Raw genomic sequence first — 13,975 nt, 5'->3', positions numbered from 1 at the left:
ACCCGGCCCGGCTCGCTTGGATGTCGGGCGTGACGGAGTCGGGTGCGGTCGAGTCGGGCGTGGTGGGCGGCGGTTCGCTGGGGCGGGAGTTCGGATGGTTGTGGGCCGCGTACGCGGTGAGTGCGTTCGGTACGCGGCTGGCCTTCGACGCCTTTCCGTTGATCGCGGTCCTGGTGCTGGACGCCGGGCCGGCGCGGGTGGCGGCGCTCGCGGCGGCCGGTCTCGCGGTGGGCGCGGTGGTGGCCGTGCCGCTCGGGCCGTGGGTGGAGTTCCGGCGCAAGCGGCCGGTGATGGTCGCGATGGACCTGGTCCGCTGCGCGGTGCTGCTGAGCGTGCCGCTGGCGTACGCCTTCGGCACGCTCGGCTTCGCCCAGCTGCTGGTCGTGTCGGTCGTCGTCGCCGCGGCCGACATCACGTTCAGGGCCGCCGCCGGTTCCTGCCTCAAGGCGCTGGTGCGGTCGCCGGACCTGCTGCGGGCCAACGGCCGGTTCGAGTCGACGACCTGGACCGCGGCCATGCTCGGCCCCCCGGTCGGCGGGGCCGCGGTCGGACTCTTCGGTCCGGTGGTGACGGTGGCGGTCGACGCGGTCAGCTATCTCCTCTCGGCGCTGGGCATCCGCGCGATCGGGGGCGTGGAGCCGCGCCCGCGGCGCACGGAGGCGGGCCGGTTGCGCGCCGGTGACCTGCTGGACGGCTGGCGGTACGTGCTCGCCTCGCCGGGGCTGCGACCGCTGTTCCTCAACACGGTCCTGGTCAACGGGCTGATCATGGCGACGACACCGCTGCTGGCCGTGCTCATGCTGGGCGACCTGGGCTTCGCGCCCTGGCAGTACTCCCTCGCCTTCGCGGTGCCGTGCGTCGGCGGGCTGGTCGGCTCGCGGCTGGCCGGACCGCTCGTGGCGCGCTTCGGGGAGCACCGGGTACTGGTCACCAGTGGGGTGCTGCGCGTGTGCTGGCCCGTCGGGCTGGCCTTCGTGGGGCCGGGGACGGCGGGGCTGGTCCTGGTGATGGCGGTCGAGTTCGGGCTGGTCGCGTCCGTCGGCGTGTACAACCCGGTGTACGCCACCCGCCGCCTGGAGCTGACGCCCGCGGACCGGGTGGCGCGCACCCTGTCGGCCTGGGCGGTCGGCGGGAAGCTGACGACCGCGGCGCTGACCGCGGTCTGGGGCCTGCTGGCCGGCCTGACCGGCACGCGTACGGCGGTCGCGCTCGCGGGCGCACTGCTCCTGACGACCCCGCTGCTACTGCCCCGGCGGCCCCCCGCCCAGGCTCCGGCCCTGGTGAAGCCCACCGGCGACACGTGAAGCCCACGGCGCACGTCCGCCCGTGCCCCCTCCCCCGTCACACGGGTCATGCCCCCGGCGACGCGCCCCCGCCCAGGCCGGGGAAGCACCGGCGGGCCTCCGCGAACAGGGCCGGGTAGTCGGTGCCGTGGGCCACCGCGGCGGCGAAGAGGGCGCCGAGCGCGGCACGCAGCGGGTCCGGATCGGCGGCGGCGCGGAGGGCGGGCAGGGCCAGGGCCCGGCACAGCGGGGCGCCGCGGCCGACGCCGGGCGCGTCCGGCGCGGTGAGGGCGGTGCGGTCGTCGGTGAAGAAGCGGTCCCAGGCCGGCTGGGTGTCGTCGAACGGGGCCGGCAGAGGCTCCCCGCGGTCCAGTGCGGCCAACGCGGGCGCGATCCAGTCGACGCCCTCCAGTCCGGCGATGGTGAAGGCGCGGCGGGCGGCCCACCGGGCGAGGCCGCGCTGGGTGACCGGGCACGCCGCGTCGACGGCGTCGAGCAGGTCCCGGTCCAGCGGCACGAGCCCCCGCGCGACGTCCCCGGCCGCCCGTACGCGACGGCTGGGCAGCCGCCCGCCCCAGGACCGGGTCTCGGCGCGCTCCCGCTCGCTCGGTCCCCCGGCAACGGGTGCCGCCGCGGCGCACGCGCCGCGGCGCGGGTGTGCGGCGCCGCGTGAGGTCTGCCGGACGACCCGGTCCGCGGCGGGCGGGGCCGGCCAGAACTGCAGCAGGTACTGGCCGACCGGCCCCGCACCGTCGTCCAGGCCGCGTCCGCAGCAGCGCACCCGGTGGTCGGCGGGCGGCAGGGCCAACTCGCACAGCGCACCGTGGCCGCAGGGCAGGACCGCCGTCGAGGAGGTCAGCGGCCGGAAGGACGCCTCCACCACGTCCTCCCAGTGGTCGTCGAGGGGCGGCGCGGCGCCGTGCACCTCGACGGTCAGCGCGACCATCCCGCCGCGCACCCCCGTGCACAGGAAGAGACAGCCCGGGGCGACTGCCCCGCACGGGCCGTCGGTCTGTCCGGCGCAGGCCTCCGACGGCACCGGTCCCCGCGGCTCCCGGCGGCTGTCCACGTGGAACCGCCCATGGGCGACCGGAAGTTCACCCCTGTACACCGTCCGCATCCGCACAGCCAGTCCCCCTCGCATCCGGCACTTCGAGGCCACCAGTATGCGGAGGGGGACTGACAACGGTCCTGGCACCGTCCGGACGACGGACGCGTGACGCCCTCGGGAACGCCGGTCAGCGGGCCCCGGGCACGTCCTCCGTGACGCCGTTCAGCGGCGAGGACGGGTCACTGCCGTACGGGCGGGTGAACGCCTCCATGCCGTGTCCGGACGGGTCGGTGAAGTACACGCCCCGGCCGCCGTCGTTGCGGTTGATCCGGCGCGGATGCCGGCCCTGCGGGTCGGCCTGGATGGGGACCCCGCCCTCGACGAGCCGGGCGAGGACGGCGTCGAACTCGTCCTCGGAGACGAGGAACGCGTAGTGCTGCGTGACGACGTCGGTGTCGACGGTGGCGAAATCGAGGGTGACGCCGTTGGCGGTCGTCACCGGCAGGAACATTCCGGCCGGTTCACCTACCTCGAGACCGAGAACTCCGGCGAGGAAACGGGCGGACTTCTCCCGGTCGCGGGAGAGAACGATGGTGTGGTTGAACTCGACTGACACGGTCAATGCCTCCACGGGCATCTCCGCGGCGCCTCCATGCCTCACCCGGACGGTGACCGACACGCGATGCCGCGCGAAGATCATACGCCCGGGAGCCGCCGCGGAGCCGCCCCGGGCCGCCCCGGACCGCCCGTCAGCCAACTTGGGAGCTGTCCTTCATCGCCCCCCACCCGTGCCAGCGCTCCACCTCGACCCAGGCACTGACCCGGGGCCGCTCGCGGTTCGGGTACGGGTTGCCGGTGTAGTGCCGGGAGAGGCGGTCGATGCCGGAGAGGTCCTCGTCGTCGCGCATCTCGGCCACGCGGCCGATGAGGGTGACGTGGGTGTACCAGTCGTCGCCCGCGAGGACGGTGAGGGTGACGCGCGGGTCGCGTTGAAGGTGTCCCAGGCGCACGCGGCCCGCGTCGAGGTTGATCAGCACGCGGCCGTCATCGTCCCACGCGTACCAGGTGGGCGTGGTGACGGGGGCGCCGTCCTTGCGGAGGGTGGCCATGACGCACGGGTTGGGGCGGCGCAGCAGTTCGACGGCCTCGGACGGCAGCGGCGGCTTGGACATGCGGACTCCTCGTGATTCGGTGTCGGTGATGTTCTCCTGCACCCGGTACCCCGGCTGGGCTCAGTCGGTCGCCTTCTCCACGAAACTGGCGAAGTAGGCCGCCGCCATGTCCTCGTCCCCGTGTCCCTGGGCGGCGGCGCGGGCGAAGCGTTCCGCACCGGCGGCGGCGAGGTCCAGCCGGACGCCGTTCGCCTCGCCGGCCTCCACGATCAGGCGGGCGTCCTTCTCGGCGGTGCCGACGGCGAACTGGGCCGGGGTCAGCGCGCCGTCGCGGATCAGGCCGGCCTTGGCGCGCAGATAGCCCATGTCGAGCGGGCCGCCGGCGATGGCGTCGAAGAAGGCGTCCGGGTCCACGCCCAGCGCCTTGGCCAGCGCCAGGACCTCGCCGACCGCGTTGGTGACGGCGAGGACCCAGCTGTTGGCCACCAGCTTCAGCCGGGTCGCGCTGCCGGCCGCGCCGTCCTCACCGGTCCACACGGTGCGCGAGCCCACGGCATCGAACACGCGTGCGGCGGTGTCCCGCGCCGCGCCGGGACCGGCCGCCAGCACCAGCAGCTGTCCTGCCTCGGCCGGCTGCTTGGTGCCGAGGACGGGGGCGTCGAAGAAGACGAGGCCGTGCTCGTGGGCGAAGGCGGCCAGGTCGGCGACCGCGTCGACGCCCGCGGTGGTGGACTGCGCCCAGACCGTGCCGGGGCTCAGGCCGGGCACGGCCCGCCGCATGACGTCGAGGGCGGCCGGGCCGTCGTACAGCATCGTGAGGACGACGTCGGCGCCCCGTACGGCCTCGTCCGGGCTGTCCGCGACGTGCGCGCCGTCGGCGGCCAGCGGCTCGGCCTTGTCCCGGCTGCGGTTCCAGACGCGGACGGCGTGCCCGGCGCGGGCGAGGTTGCGGGCCATCGCGGCACCCATGATGCCGGTGCCCAGGACGCTCACGGTGAGCTGCTCGGTCATGACGTCGCCTTCTGACTCGTACTGACTCGTGTCGCCGGTGGCCAGGCTCCTGCGAGCCGGGCCCGGGGGGCCAGCCTGCCACCGGACGCGGGTCCCCGCGCGTCCGCGCGGACCCGTCCCGTACGGTACGGCCGTGAACGCCTTCACCGACGACATCGACGACAACGGCGCGGCCTTCCCGGGCCGTTACGGCCCCTTCGCCACCACCGAGGCCGACCCGCGCGAGGTGGGCCGGGTGCGGACCGAGTACTCCCCGGCGCACGACGGCGACCCCGATCCCGGCGAGATCGTCTGGACGTGGGTGCCCTACGAGGAGGCGGACGGCCGGGGCAAGGACCGGCCGGTGCTGGTGGTGGCCCGGGAGCCGGCCGGGACGGTGCTGGCGGTGCAGCTGTCCAGCAAGCGGCACGACGGTGACCGCGAGTGGGTGCCCATCGGGAGCGGGCCGTGGGACCGCTCGGGGCGCGACTCCTGGGTCGACGTGGACCGGGTGCTGCGCCTGCACGACGCCGGGATGCGCCGCGAGGCGTGCGCCCTGGACCGGATGCGCTTCGACCTCGTGCGGCGGCGGCTGTGGGAGCGCTACGGCTGGAGCTGACCGGGACGGCCCGCGCCCTCCGGGAAGGCGCGCTCGAAGGCCGCCCGGACGGTGGCGCCCGGGGTGCGGTCCAGAATGCCGAACGCCACCCGTTCGAAGGCACCGGCGAACCGTCCGCCGGGTCCGAGCAGCGTCCGGAACGCGCCCGCCACCTGGGCGGGGTCGTTGCGGAACACGCCGCAGCCCCAGGCGCCGAGCACCAGCCGCCGGTGCCCGTGGGCCACGGCCGTCTCCAGCACCCGCCCGGCGCGTGCGGTGAGGGCGGCGGGCAGGTCGGCGGCGCGCTCCGGGGCCGTGCGCAGCACCACGCCCGCGTTGGGCGCGGCACAGGTGAGGAACCCGGCCGTGAACGGCGCGTCCAGCAGGCGGCCCCGGTCGTCGCGGAAGACGGGCACGCCGGGCGAGTGGACGACGCGGTCCGTGTAGAACGGGTCGCGGTGGGCGCGGTGGTGGTCGTAGAACTCGCGTGCCCGCAGCAGGCAGGTGTACAGGGCGGAGGCCCGGCACAGGGCCTCCTCCTGGGCCTGGGCGCCATTGAGGTAGCCGCCGCCGGGGTTGCGCGCGGAGGCGAAGTTGAGCACGGCGACGTCGCCGCCGAGCCGCCGGGCGGCCTCCAGGCTGCTCTCGCCGGTGACCTCGAAAACCGTGCCCCTCCGGGCCGGAACGGACACCTCGACGGGCCCCGGGCCGTGCATCCGCGTCCCGTCCCGGGCCGCCCCGATCGCCGCCGCGAGGGACACCTCACGCCCGTCGGACGTGCGGTACGCCCCGGCCGCGACGATCTGCTCCGTCTGCTGTGCGATGCCCCGCAGGCGCGCGCTCACGGCGCCACCCCCGTGGACGCCGTGACCGCGCGCGGCGCGGTCTCCCCCGTCGTGCTCATGCGGGAATCCTGGGCGATGCTGGGGATGCGGTGCAACGAAGTTTCCCGACCGGCGAACGACGCGCGAAGCCCCCGGAAACAGGCGGATCGCGGAGATTACCGAGCGGGAACGTCCCGAAATGCGTCCTTGTGCGGAGCGGCGCGAGGGTCTTGGGTGGGACGAGTGTGCCGACCCGGCCCACCGCAGAGGGGTCGGCGGCATGGTGGAATCTCAGGAGGATCCCGACATGTCTGATTCGGTTGGTGGCTGTATCCGGCCACGTACCGCGGTCAGTGAGGCCGAGGTCGAGGCGCTGGTCCACGGCATCTGCTTCAAGACCGGTCCGCCCAGGCTCCTCGGCGTCGAGGTGGAATGGCTCGTCCACGAGCTGCGCGCGCCGCGGCTTCCCGTATCACCCGAACGGCTCCGCGCGGTGTACACCGCGCTGCGGGCCGTGCCCCTGAGGTCGGCGCTGACCGTCGAGCCCGGTGGCCAGCTGGAGCTGAGTTCGCTCCCCGCCGCCTCGCTGACGGAGTGCGTCCGCTCCGTCTCCGCCGACCTGGACGCCGTCCGCGCCGTACTGCGCGAGGACGGCCTCGCCCTGGTCGGCCTCGGCCACGATCCCTGGCAGGCGCCGCGCCGCTATCTGCGGCAGCCGCGCTACGACGCGATGGAGTCCTGCCTCGACCGCACCGGACCCGGTGGCCGCTTCATGATGTGCGCCTCCGCCTCCGTGCAGGTGTGCGTGGACGCCGGGCACGAGGAACCCGGGCCCATGGGGCACGTACGCCGGTGGTGGCTGGCCCATCACCTGGGCGCCGTCCTGCTGGCCGCGTTCGCCAACTCCCCGCTGTCCGGCGGCCGGCCCACCGGCTGGCGGTCCACCCGGCAGCTGCGGTGGACGCAGATCGGCGCCGGCCGGGCGGGCGGTCCCCCCTTGGACAGCGACCCGCGCGGCGCCTGGGCCCGGCACGTGCTGGACGCCCCGGTGATGTGCGTACGCCGCGACGGCGGCCCCTGGGACGTGCCTGAGGGCCTGACCCTGCGGGAGTGGACCCGCGAGCTGGTGCCCCGGCCGCCGACCCGGGAGGACCTGGACTACCACCTCACCACGCTCTTCCCGCCGGTACGGCCGCGCGGCCACCTGGAGCTGCGCATGATCGACGCGCAGCCCGGGGACGACGGCTGGATCGTGCCGCTGGCGGTGACCGCCGCGCTGTTCGACGACCCGGAGGCCACCGAGACCGCCTACCGGGCCGTCAAGCCGCTGGCCGAGCGCACGCTCGGGCGGCCCGCGCCGCACAACCCGCTGTACGAGGTCGCGGCCCGGCACGCCCTGACCGATCCCGAGCTGCGCGAGGCGGCCGTCACCTGCTTCACGGCGGCGCTCGCCGCACTGCCCCGGCTCGGCGCGGGCACCGAGGTGACGGACGCCGTCGCCGCCTTCCGGGAGCGCTACGTGCTCAGGGGCCGCTGCCCCGCCGACGATCTGCTGGACATGCCGGGCGGCGCGGACCGTGGCCCGCACGGGAGGGAGACCCGCTCATGACCGACCCCATCGACCCCACCGACAACACCGCCACCGTCACGGTCCCCTCCGGCGAAGGGGCCGTGGACGCCGAGGGGCTGCGTGAGCGGGCCCTGACCACGCTGGTCACGGCCCGCGAGCGCACCACGCTGCTGACCAGCTGCGTGGAGGGCCCCGACCTGACCGCCCAGGTGTCGCCGCTGATGTCCCCGCTGGTGTGGGACCTGGCGCACATCGGCAACCAGGAGGAGCAGTGGCTGCTGCGCGCGGTCGCCGGGCAGGAGGCGATACGTCCGGAGATCGACAGCCTCTACGACGCCTTCGAGCATCCCCGCTCCGAGCGGCCCAGCCTGCCGCTGCTGTCGCCCGCCGAGGCCCGGCGGTACGCGGCCGACGTGCGCGGACGGGCCCTGGACGTGCTGGAGCGCACCGCGTTCGACGGGACGCGGCTGACGGAGGCGGGCTTCGCCTTCGGGATGATCGCCCAGCACGAGCAGCAGCACGACGAGACCATGCTGATCACGCACCAGCTGCGCAGGGGCCCGCAGGCCCTGACCGCACCCGACCCGGACCCGGCGGGGCTGTTCACCGGACCGGCGGAAGTACTGGTGCCGGGCGGTCCGTTCACCATGGGCACGTCGACCGAACCGTGGGCCCTGGACAACGAACGGCCCGCGCACCGGCGCGAGGTGGCGCCGTTCTTCATCGACACCGTCCCGGTGACCAACGGCGCCTACCGGGCGTTCATCGAGGACGGCGGCTACGAGGACCCGCGCTGGTGGACCCCCGAGGGCTGGGACCACATCCGCCGGCACACCATCACCGCCCCGCTGTTCTGGCGCCGGGACGGCGGGCAGTGGCTGCGGCGGCGCTTCGGGGTGACCGAGGCGGTACCGGCTGACGAGCCGGTGCTGCACGTGTGCTGGTACGAGGCCGACGCGTACGCCCGCTGGGCCGGGCGCCGACTGCCCACCGAGGCAGAGTGGGAGAAGGCCGCCCGCCACGACCCGGCCGGCGACCGCGCCATGCGCTATCCGTGGGGCGACGCCGACCCGGGCCCGGAGCACGCCAACCTCGGTCAGCGGCACCTGCGCCCGGCGCCCGCGGGCAGCTACCCGGCCGGTGAGTCGCCGCTCGGGGTGCGGCAGTTGATCGGCGACGTCTGGGAGTGGACGTCGAGCGACTTCGCCCCGTACCCGGGCTTCAGGGCGTTCCCGTACAAGGAGTACTCGGAGGTCTTCTTCGGCCCCGAGTACAAGGTGCTGCGCGGCGGTTCCTTCGCCGTGGACGCGGTGGCCTGCCGGGGCACGTTCCGCAACTGGGACTATCCGATCCGGCGGCAGATCTTCTCCGGGTTCCGCACCGCCCGGTCGGTGGAGGCCGCCTGATGTGCCGACACCTGGCCTACGTGGGCCCCGCACAGCCGCTCGGCGCGCTCCTCGTGACGCCGTCGCACGGCCTGTACCGCCAGTCCTGGGCGCCGCGGCACCAGCGGTACGGCACGGTCAACGCCGACGGGTTCGGCGTCGGCTGGTACGCCGAGGGCGACCCGGTACCGGCCCGGTACCGCCGGGCCGGGCCGATCTGGGCGGACCAGTCCTTCGCCGACCTGGCCCGGGTGGTACGGACCGGCGCGCTGCTGGGCGCCGTACGGGACGCGACGCTGTCCGGTGCCGACGCGGAGGCGGCCGCGGCGCCGTTCGCCGCGGGGACCTGGCTGTTCAGCCACAACGGCGCCGTGTCGGGCTGGCCGGATTCGCTGGCTCCGGTGGCCGCGACGCTCCCGCCGGGACGACTGCTGTCGCTGGAGGCGCGCAACGACTCGGCGCTGGTGTGGGCGCTGGTCCTGGCCCGGCTGACCGCCGGGGACGACGAGGGCCGGGCGCTCGCCGAGACGGTGCTGGAGGTCGCCGCGGCGGCCCCCGCCTCCCGGCTCAACCTGCTCCTCACCAACGGCTCCACCGTCACCGCCACCACCTGGGGCGACACCCTGTACTACCTCTCCCGTCCGGGCGGCGGCACGGTCGTCGCCTCGGAGCCCTACGACGACGACCCGCGCTGGCAGGAGGTCCCCGACCGCTCCCTGCTCGCGGCGAGCGGCACGGACGTGCGGCTCACCCCGCTCAAGGTCCCGGGCGAAACCGCCCCGCCAGACGCTTCCGTCTCTGTGAAGGAGCCCCGCACGTGAGCCAGTTCCGTCTGACCCGGACGCTGCCCGAGGACGCCACGGACGCCGCCCTGCGTGCCGATGTCCTGGCGGGCCTGACGAGCACGCCCAAGTGGCTGCCGCCGAAGTGGTTCTACGACGCGCGGGGCAGCGAGCTGTTCGAGGCGATCACCGCGCTGCCGGAGTACTACCCGACCCGGGCCGAGCGGGAGATCCTGGTCGACCGGGCCGGTCAGATCGCGGCGGCGGCCGGCGCCCGCACCCTGGTCGAGCTGGGCTCCGGCTCCTCGGAGAAGACGCGTGTGCTGCTGGACGCGCTCACCGAGCGGACCGGGCTGCGCGGCTATGTGCCGGTCGACGTCAGCGAGAGCGCCCTCACCCAGGCCGGTCAGGCGCTGGTCGCCGAGCGTCCGGGCCTCCAGGTGCACGCGCTGATCGCCGACTTCACGGCCGGGCTGACGCTGCCCGACACGCCGGGACCGCGGCTGGTGGCGTTCCTCGGCGGCACCGTCGGCAACCTGCTGCCCGAGGAGCGCGCTGCGTTCCTGGCCTCGGTCCGCGCCCTGCTCTCCCCGGGCGACAGCCTGCTGCTGGGTACGGACCTGGTCAAGGACGAGGGCGTGCTGGTCCGCGCCTACGACGACGCGGCCGGGGTGACGGCCGAGTTCAACAAGAACGTGCTGTCGGTGGTGAACCGCGAGCTGGAGGCCGACTTCGCGCCCGCGGCCTTCGAGCACGTGGCGCTCTGGAACGCCGAACGGGAGTGGATCGAGATGCGGCTGCGCTCGCGCACCGCGCAGACCGTCAAGGTCCAGGCGCTCGACCTGGCCGTGGACTTCGCGGACGGGGAGGAGCTGCGCACCGAGGTGTCCGCGAAGTTCCGGCGGGAGGGTGTGCGGGCCGAGCTGGCGGCGGCGGGGCTCGACCTGGCCCACTGGTGGACGGACGGCGAGGGCCGTTTCGCCCTGTCGCTGAGCGTGGTCCGCTGAGCGTGGCGCACTGAGCCTGCCCGCTGGCGGGCAGGTCAGCGCTCGTTGGCGTCCAGCAGTTCGGTGACGCGGTCGGAGGCCTTCTGGGCCTCCGACTTCGCGTCCGCCCCGGTGAGCACCTTCGTCATGTACGCCTTGATCGGGTTGTCCGCCTCGACCGCGCCCCACCGGGGCGTACCGGGGGTCGCCCGGCCCTGTGCGGCACCGGCCGCCATGGCCTCGATCCCGTCCTCGCCGGAGACCTCCTCGGCCAGGGACTTCTTGTTCGGGACGTAGTTCATGGTGCGGGCCAGGTCGGTGTTCCACTTCTCGCCCGCGAGCGCCTCGATCACGGCGAGGGCGCCCTCCTCCTGGTCGGTGTTCTTCGGGACGACGAGGTCGGAGCCACCGGTGAAGACGGCGCCGGGCTTGCCCGCGCTCTTGCCGGGCACGGGGAAGAAACCGATCTTGCCCTTGAGGTCGGGGTTGTCGCGCACGATGGACTGCGCGAGGCCCGGCACGGCGACGATCTGCGCGACCCGTCCCTTCGCGAAGACCCCGGACTGCGGCGGGTGTTCCTCGTCGGCGTCGACCGGGCCGTCGCCCAGGGCCTGCAGTTCGCGGTAGAAGTCCATGCCGCGCAGGGCGGCCTCGGAGTCCAGGGCGCCCGTCCAGGAGCCGCCCTCGCCGTCCTGGGTGGCCAGTTCGCCGCCCTCGTCCCAGATGAAGCCGGAGAGCGTGTACCAGTCCTGGCCGGCCAGGTAGATGCCCTGGTCGCCGTCCTTGTCGAGCTTCTCCGTGGCGGTGAGCCACTCCTCGCGGGTGCGGGGCGGCTCGTTGACGCCGGCCTGCTCGAAGAGGTCCTTGCGGTAGATGACGACGCGGTTGGCGGCGTACCAGGGGATGCCGAACTGCTGGGACATCCACTGCCCCGGTTCGGCGAGACCCGGCAGCCAGTCGCGGATGCCCCAGTCCCGCATCGACTCCAGGGTCAGGTTCTGCAGCCGGCCGCCCTCCGCGTACTGCGGGACCTGGGTGTTGCCGACCTCGACGACGTCGGGCCCGTCCGTGCCGTCCGCCTTCAGCGCGGCCTGCACCTTGTCCCCGATCCCGGTCCACTCCTGGATGCGGATGTCCAGGTCGAGGTCGGGGTGGTCGGCCTCGAAGCCCTCGGTGAACCGCTTCAGGAAGTCCTGCGAGGCGCTGTCCTTCATCAGCCACACGGTGACGGTGTGCCGCTCGCTCCCGCCGTCCTGCGAGATCAGGCCGCAGCCGCTGAGCACGGAGGCGGACACACAGACAAGGGCGAGGAGGCGACGTCTCACGAGGGGTCCTTCTGACTGACGAACAGAGGGCGCGGGCAGGTGAGTCCTGCACACGCGAAGAAGCCCGACGTGGGGGACGAGCCCGAGGCTCGAACGGGTGTCTGAGATTTTGGTATGGACCATTACAAAGGTCAAGGGGTACCGGCCGGTTTCCACCCCCGACGCCGATGCCTCGCGCTCCGTCCCGACTTGGGGCACGGTGGAGTGACGCAGGGCACACCGCTGCCCCGCGGAAGGGAGCACCCGCATGTCGAACCACACCTACCGGGTCACCGAGGTCGTCGGCACCTCGCCCGACGGCGTCGACCAGGCCGTCCGCAACGCCATCACGCGCGCCTCGCAGACCCTGCGCAAGCTGGACTGGTTCGAGGTGACGCAGGTGCGCGGCCAGATCGAGGACGGGCAGGTCGCGCACTGGCAGGTCGGCCTCAAGCTCGGCTTCCGTCTGGAGGAGTCGGACTGACGCCCCTCGGTCGCGCACGTCCCTCAGGTGCGGCCCTCGCGCTCCTGCGCCACGCGCAGCTCGGCCGACCGGGCCGCCCAGCGCGCCCGGAGCACGGGGAAACCGGCCCGCTCGGCGTCGTCGCAGACCAACTCGTCGTCGTCCACCAGGACCCGGACCTCGCGGGTCCGCGCGAGCCGCCGCAGGATCTCCAGCTTGGTACGCCGGGCGGGCCTGCGGTCGCCGTTGCCGCGCATGTGCACCGTTCCGTCCGGCAGACCCTGCGCGGCCAGCCAGTCGAGGGTGTCGCGCCGGCAGCGCTCGGGTCGCCCGGTCAGGTAGACGATCTCGCACTCCTTGGCGCTCTCCCGTACCAGCGCGATGCCTTCGGCGAGCGGCGGATCGTGCGGCGCGGCGGCGAAGAAGGCGTCCCAGTCCCGCGGCCGGCGCTCCAGGAACCGCTGCCGGTGCGCGGTGTCGGCGAGGGTGTTGTCCAGGTCGAACACGGCCACCGGGGCCTTGCTGCTGTCGCTCACCCGCCCACCCTAGAACGCGCCGCCGGGAATCTGCGGGGCGTGGGAACGTTGAACACCATGTGACCTCCGCACTCGCCGCCACCCGGTTCTCCGTCCTCGACCGCTCCCGCATCCGGGCGGGCCGCACCGCCGGGGAGGCGCTGCGCGACACCGTGGAGCTGGCCCGGGAGGCGGAGCGGCTCGGCCACCACCGGTTCTGGGTGGCGGAGCACCACGGCGTGCCCGGGGTGGCCGGATCGGCGCCGACCGTGCTGGCGGCCGCCGTGGCCGGGGCCACCAGCCGCATCCGCGTCGGCACCGGAGGCGTGATGCTGCCCAACCACCGGCCGCTGGTCGTCGCCGAGCAGTTCGGCGTGCTGGAGTCGCTCTTCCCGGGCCGGATCGACATGGGTCTCGGCCGCTCGGTGGGCTTCACCGACGGCGTCCGCAGGGCGCTGGGCCGGGAGAAGGACGACGCCGAGGACTTCGACGCGCAACTGGCCGAGCTGCTCGGCTGGTTCCGGGGCACCTCGCCCACCGGCGTGCACGCGCGCCCGGCGGAGGGGCTGACCGTCCCGCCGTTCGTGCTGGCCATGGGCGAGGGGGCGGCCGTCGCCGCCCGTGCGGGCCTGCCGATGGTCATCGGGGACCTGCGCGACCGGGACCGGATGCGCCGCGGCATCGACCGCTACCGCGCCGGGTTCCGCCCCTCCGAGTGGAGCCGGGAGCCGTACGTCGTCGTCTCCGGGACCGTCGCGGTGGCCGCCACGCCCGAGGCGGCCCGGCGGCTCCTGGTCCCGGAGGCGTGGTCCATGGCCCACGCCCGCACCCGCGGCTCCTTCCCGCCGCTGCCGCCGGCCGAGGAGGTCGAGGCCCGGACGATGACCGGGAAGGAACGCGACCTGTACGAGGCCGGTCTCGCGGGCCACATCGCCGGTACCGAGGAGCAGGTCGCCGACGAGCTGGAGCGGCTGGTGAAGGAGACCGGCGCCCAGGAGGTCCTGGTCACCACCAGCACGTACGACCGGGCGGCGCTGCTCGACTCCTACCGGCGGCTCGCCCGGGTCACCGGTACGGGGCCGCTCGGCACCCCGGCGTAGAATCGCGGGGTT

15 protein-coding genes are annotated in these 13,975 nt (G+C 74.4%); 8 read left to right on the top strand and 7 right to left on the bottom strand.

Annotated elements, in window-relative coordinates; all coding sequences use genetic code 11:
• Nucleotides 1–20: 20 nt before the first annotated feature.
• Nucleotides 21–1,304, top strand: a complete 1,284-nt coding sequence (locus ACGH52_RS34485; protein ID WP_399945147.1) for an MFS transporter — start codon at nt 21–23, stop codon at nt 1,302–1,304.
• A 46-nt stretch (nt 1,305–1,350) separates the two neighbouring features.
• Here ACGH52_RS34485 and ACGH52_RS34480 read toward each other — a convergent pair whose 3' ends face one another.
• The 4 genes from ACGH52_RS34480 to ACGH52_RS34465 all read right to left on the bottom strand — a co-directional run bounded on the left by ACGH52_RS34480 (nt 1,351) and on the right by ACGH52_RS34465 (nt 4,457).
• A complete protein-coding gene (locus ACGH52_RS34480) occupies nt 1,351–2,229 on the bottom strand; it encodes a hypothetical protein (protein WP_399945144.1) in 879 nt (292 codons plus the stop codon).
• Between the two features lie 292 nt (nt 2,230–2,521).
• Complete coding sequence (locus tag ACGH52_RS34475; RefSeq protein ID WP_059297221.1) at nt 2,522–2,950, bottom strand: VOC family protein; 429 nt, start codon at nt 2,948–2,950, stop codon at nt 2,522–2,524.
• Between the two features lie 133 nt (nt 2,951–3,083).
• Nucleotides 3,084–3,506 carry a PPOX class F420-dependent oxidoreductase gene (locus ACGH52_RS34470; protein WP_076972921.1) on the bottom strand — a complete coding sequence of 141 codons (423 nt, stop codon included), beginning with the start codon at nt 3,504–3,506 and terminating at the stop codon, nt 3,084–3,086.
• 60 nt (nt 3,507–3,566) lie between these two features.
• Complete coding sequence (locus ACGH52_RS34465) at nt 3,567–4,457, bottom strand: NAD(P)-dependent oxidoreductase (protein WP_076972922.1); 891 nt, start codon at nt 4,455–4,457, stop codon at nt 3,567–3,569.
• A 133-nt stretch (nt 4,458–4,590) separates the two neighbouring features.
• On the opposite strand from ACGH52_RS34465, the gene ACGH52_RS34460 reads away from it, so the two are divergent.
• Nucleotides 4,591–5,055 carry a type II toxin-antitoxin system PemK/MazF family toxin gene (locus ACGH52_RS34460; RefSeq protein ID WP_399945139.1) on the top strand — a complete coding sequence of 155 codons (465 nt, stop codon included), beginning with the start codon at nt 4,591–4,593 and terminating at the stop codon, nt 5,053–5,055.
• Here the strand turns inward: ACGH52_RS34460 and ACGH52_RS34455 are convergent.
• Nucleotides 5,040–5,879, bottom strand: coding sequence for a TIGR02452 family protein (locus ACGH52_RS34455; RefSeq protein ID WP_171987006.1), 840 nt, complete (start codon nt 5,877–5,879; stop codon nt 5,040–5,042). The two genes, ACGH52_RS34460 and ACGH52_RS34455, sit on opposite strands and share 16 nt — an antisense overlap.
• Nucleotides 5,880–6,165: 286 nt before the next feature.
• Here ACGH52_RS34455 and egtA point away from each other — a divergent pair, with 286 nt between their 5' ends.
• From egtA to egtD, 4 genes are read left to right on the top strand one after another with little or no spacing between them, the layout of a single operon-like run.
• On the top strand, nt 6,166–7,467 hold the full coding sequence (gene egtA / locus ACGH52_RS34450) for an ergothioneine biosynthesis glutamate--cysteine ligase EgtA (protein ID WP_399945135.1): 1,302 nt from the start codon (nt 6,166–6,168) through the stop codon (nt 7,465–7,467).
• Nucleotides 7,464–8,834, top strand: a complete 1,371-nt coding sequence (egtB, locus tag ACGH52_RS34445; RefSeq protein ID WP_247700960.1) for an ergothioneine biosynthesis protein EgtB — start codon at nt 7,464–7,466, stop codon at nt 8,832–8,834. Before egtA ends, egtB begins: the two co-directional genes overlap by 4 nt.
• On the top strand, nt 8,834–9,634 hold the full coding sequence (gene egtC, locus ACGH52_RS34440) for an ergothioneine biosynthesis protein EgtC (RefSeq protein ID WP_399945131.1): 801 nt from the start codon (nt 8,834–8,836) through the stop codon (nt 9,632–9,634). The genes egtB and egtC overlap by 1 nt, the downstream gene beginning before the upstream one ends.
• Nucleotides 9,631–10,602: an L-histidine N(alpha)-methyltransferase gene (gene egtD / locus ACGH52_RS34435; protein ID WP_399945128.1), complete on the top strand. Its 972-nt coding sequence runs from the start codon at nt 9,631–9,633 to the stop codon at nt 10,600–10,602. The genes egtC and egtD overlap by 4 nt, the downstream gene beginning before the upstream one ends.
• 35 nt (nt 10,603–10,637) lie before the next feature.
• Here egtD and ACGH52_RS34430 read toward each other — a convergent pair whose 3' ends face one another.
• Entirely contained in the window at nt 10,638–11,906 is a 1,269-nt protein-coding gene (locus ACGH52_RS34430) for an extracellular solute-binding protein (RefSeq protein ID WP_076972927.1), read from the bottom strand.
• Between the two features lie 247 nt (nt 11,907–12,153).
• On the opposite strand from ACGH52_RS34430, the gene ACGH52_RS34425 reads away from it, so the two are divergent.
• Nucleotides 12,154–12,369 carry a dodecin gene (locus ACGH52_RS34425; RefSeq protein ID WP_030399431.1) on the top strand — a complete coding sequence of 72 codons (216 nt, stop codon included), beginning with the start codon at nt 12,154–12,156 and terminating at the stop codon, nt 12,367–12,369.
• 23 nt (nt 12,370–12,392) lie between these two features.
• On the opposite strand, the gene ACGH52_RS34420 is transcribed toward ACGH52_RS34425, so the two are convergent.
• Nucleotides 12,393–12,884, bottom strand: coding sequence for a hypothetical protein (locus ACGH52_RS34420; RefSeq protein WP_059296975.1), 492 nt, complete (start codon nt 12,882–12,884; stop codon nt 12,393–12,395).
• A 59-nt stretch (nt 12,885–12,943) separates the two neighbouring features.
• On the opposite strand from ACGH52_RS34420, the gene ACGH52_RS34415 reads away from it, so the two are divergent.
• Nucleotides 12,944–13,963, top strand: a complete 1,020-nt coding sequence (locus ACGH52_RS34415; RefSeq protein ID WP_059296976.1) for an LLM class flavin-dependent oxidoreductase — start codon at nt 12,944–12,946, stop codon at nt 13,961–13,963.
• Nucleotides 13,964–13,975: the final 12 nt, after the last annotated feature.

This window comes from Streptomyces sp. BBFR25 (genome assembly GCF_044590125.1).
Classification (GTDB): Bacteria; Actinomycetota; Actinomycetes; order Streptomycetales; family Streptomycetaceae; genus Streptomyces; species Streptomyces canus_D.
The sequence above is the reverse complement of the archived record's forward strand: the minus strand, read 5'-3'. Positions and strand labels throughout refer to the sequence as shown.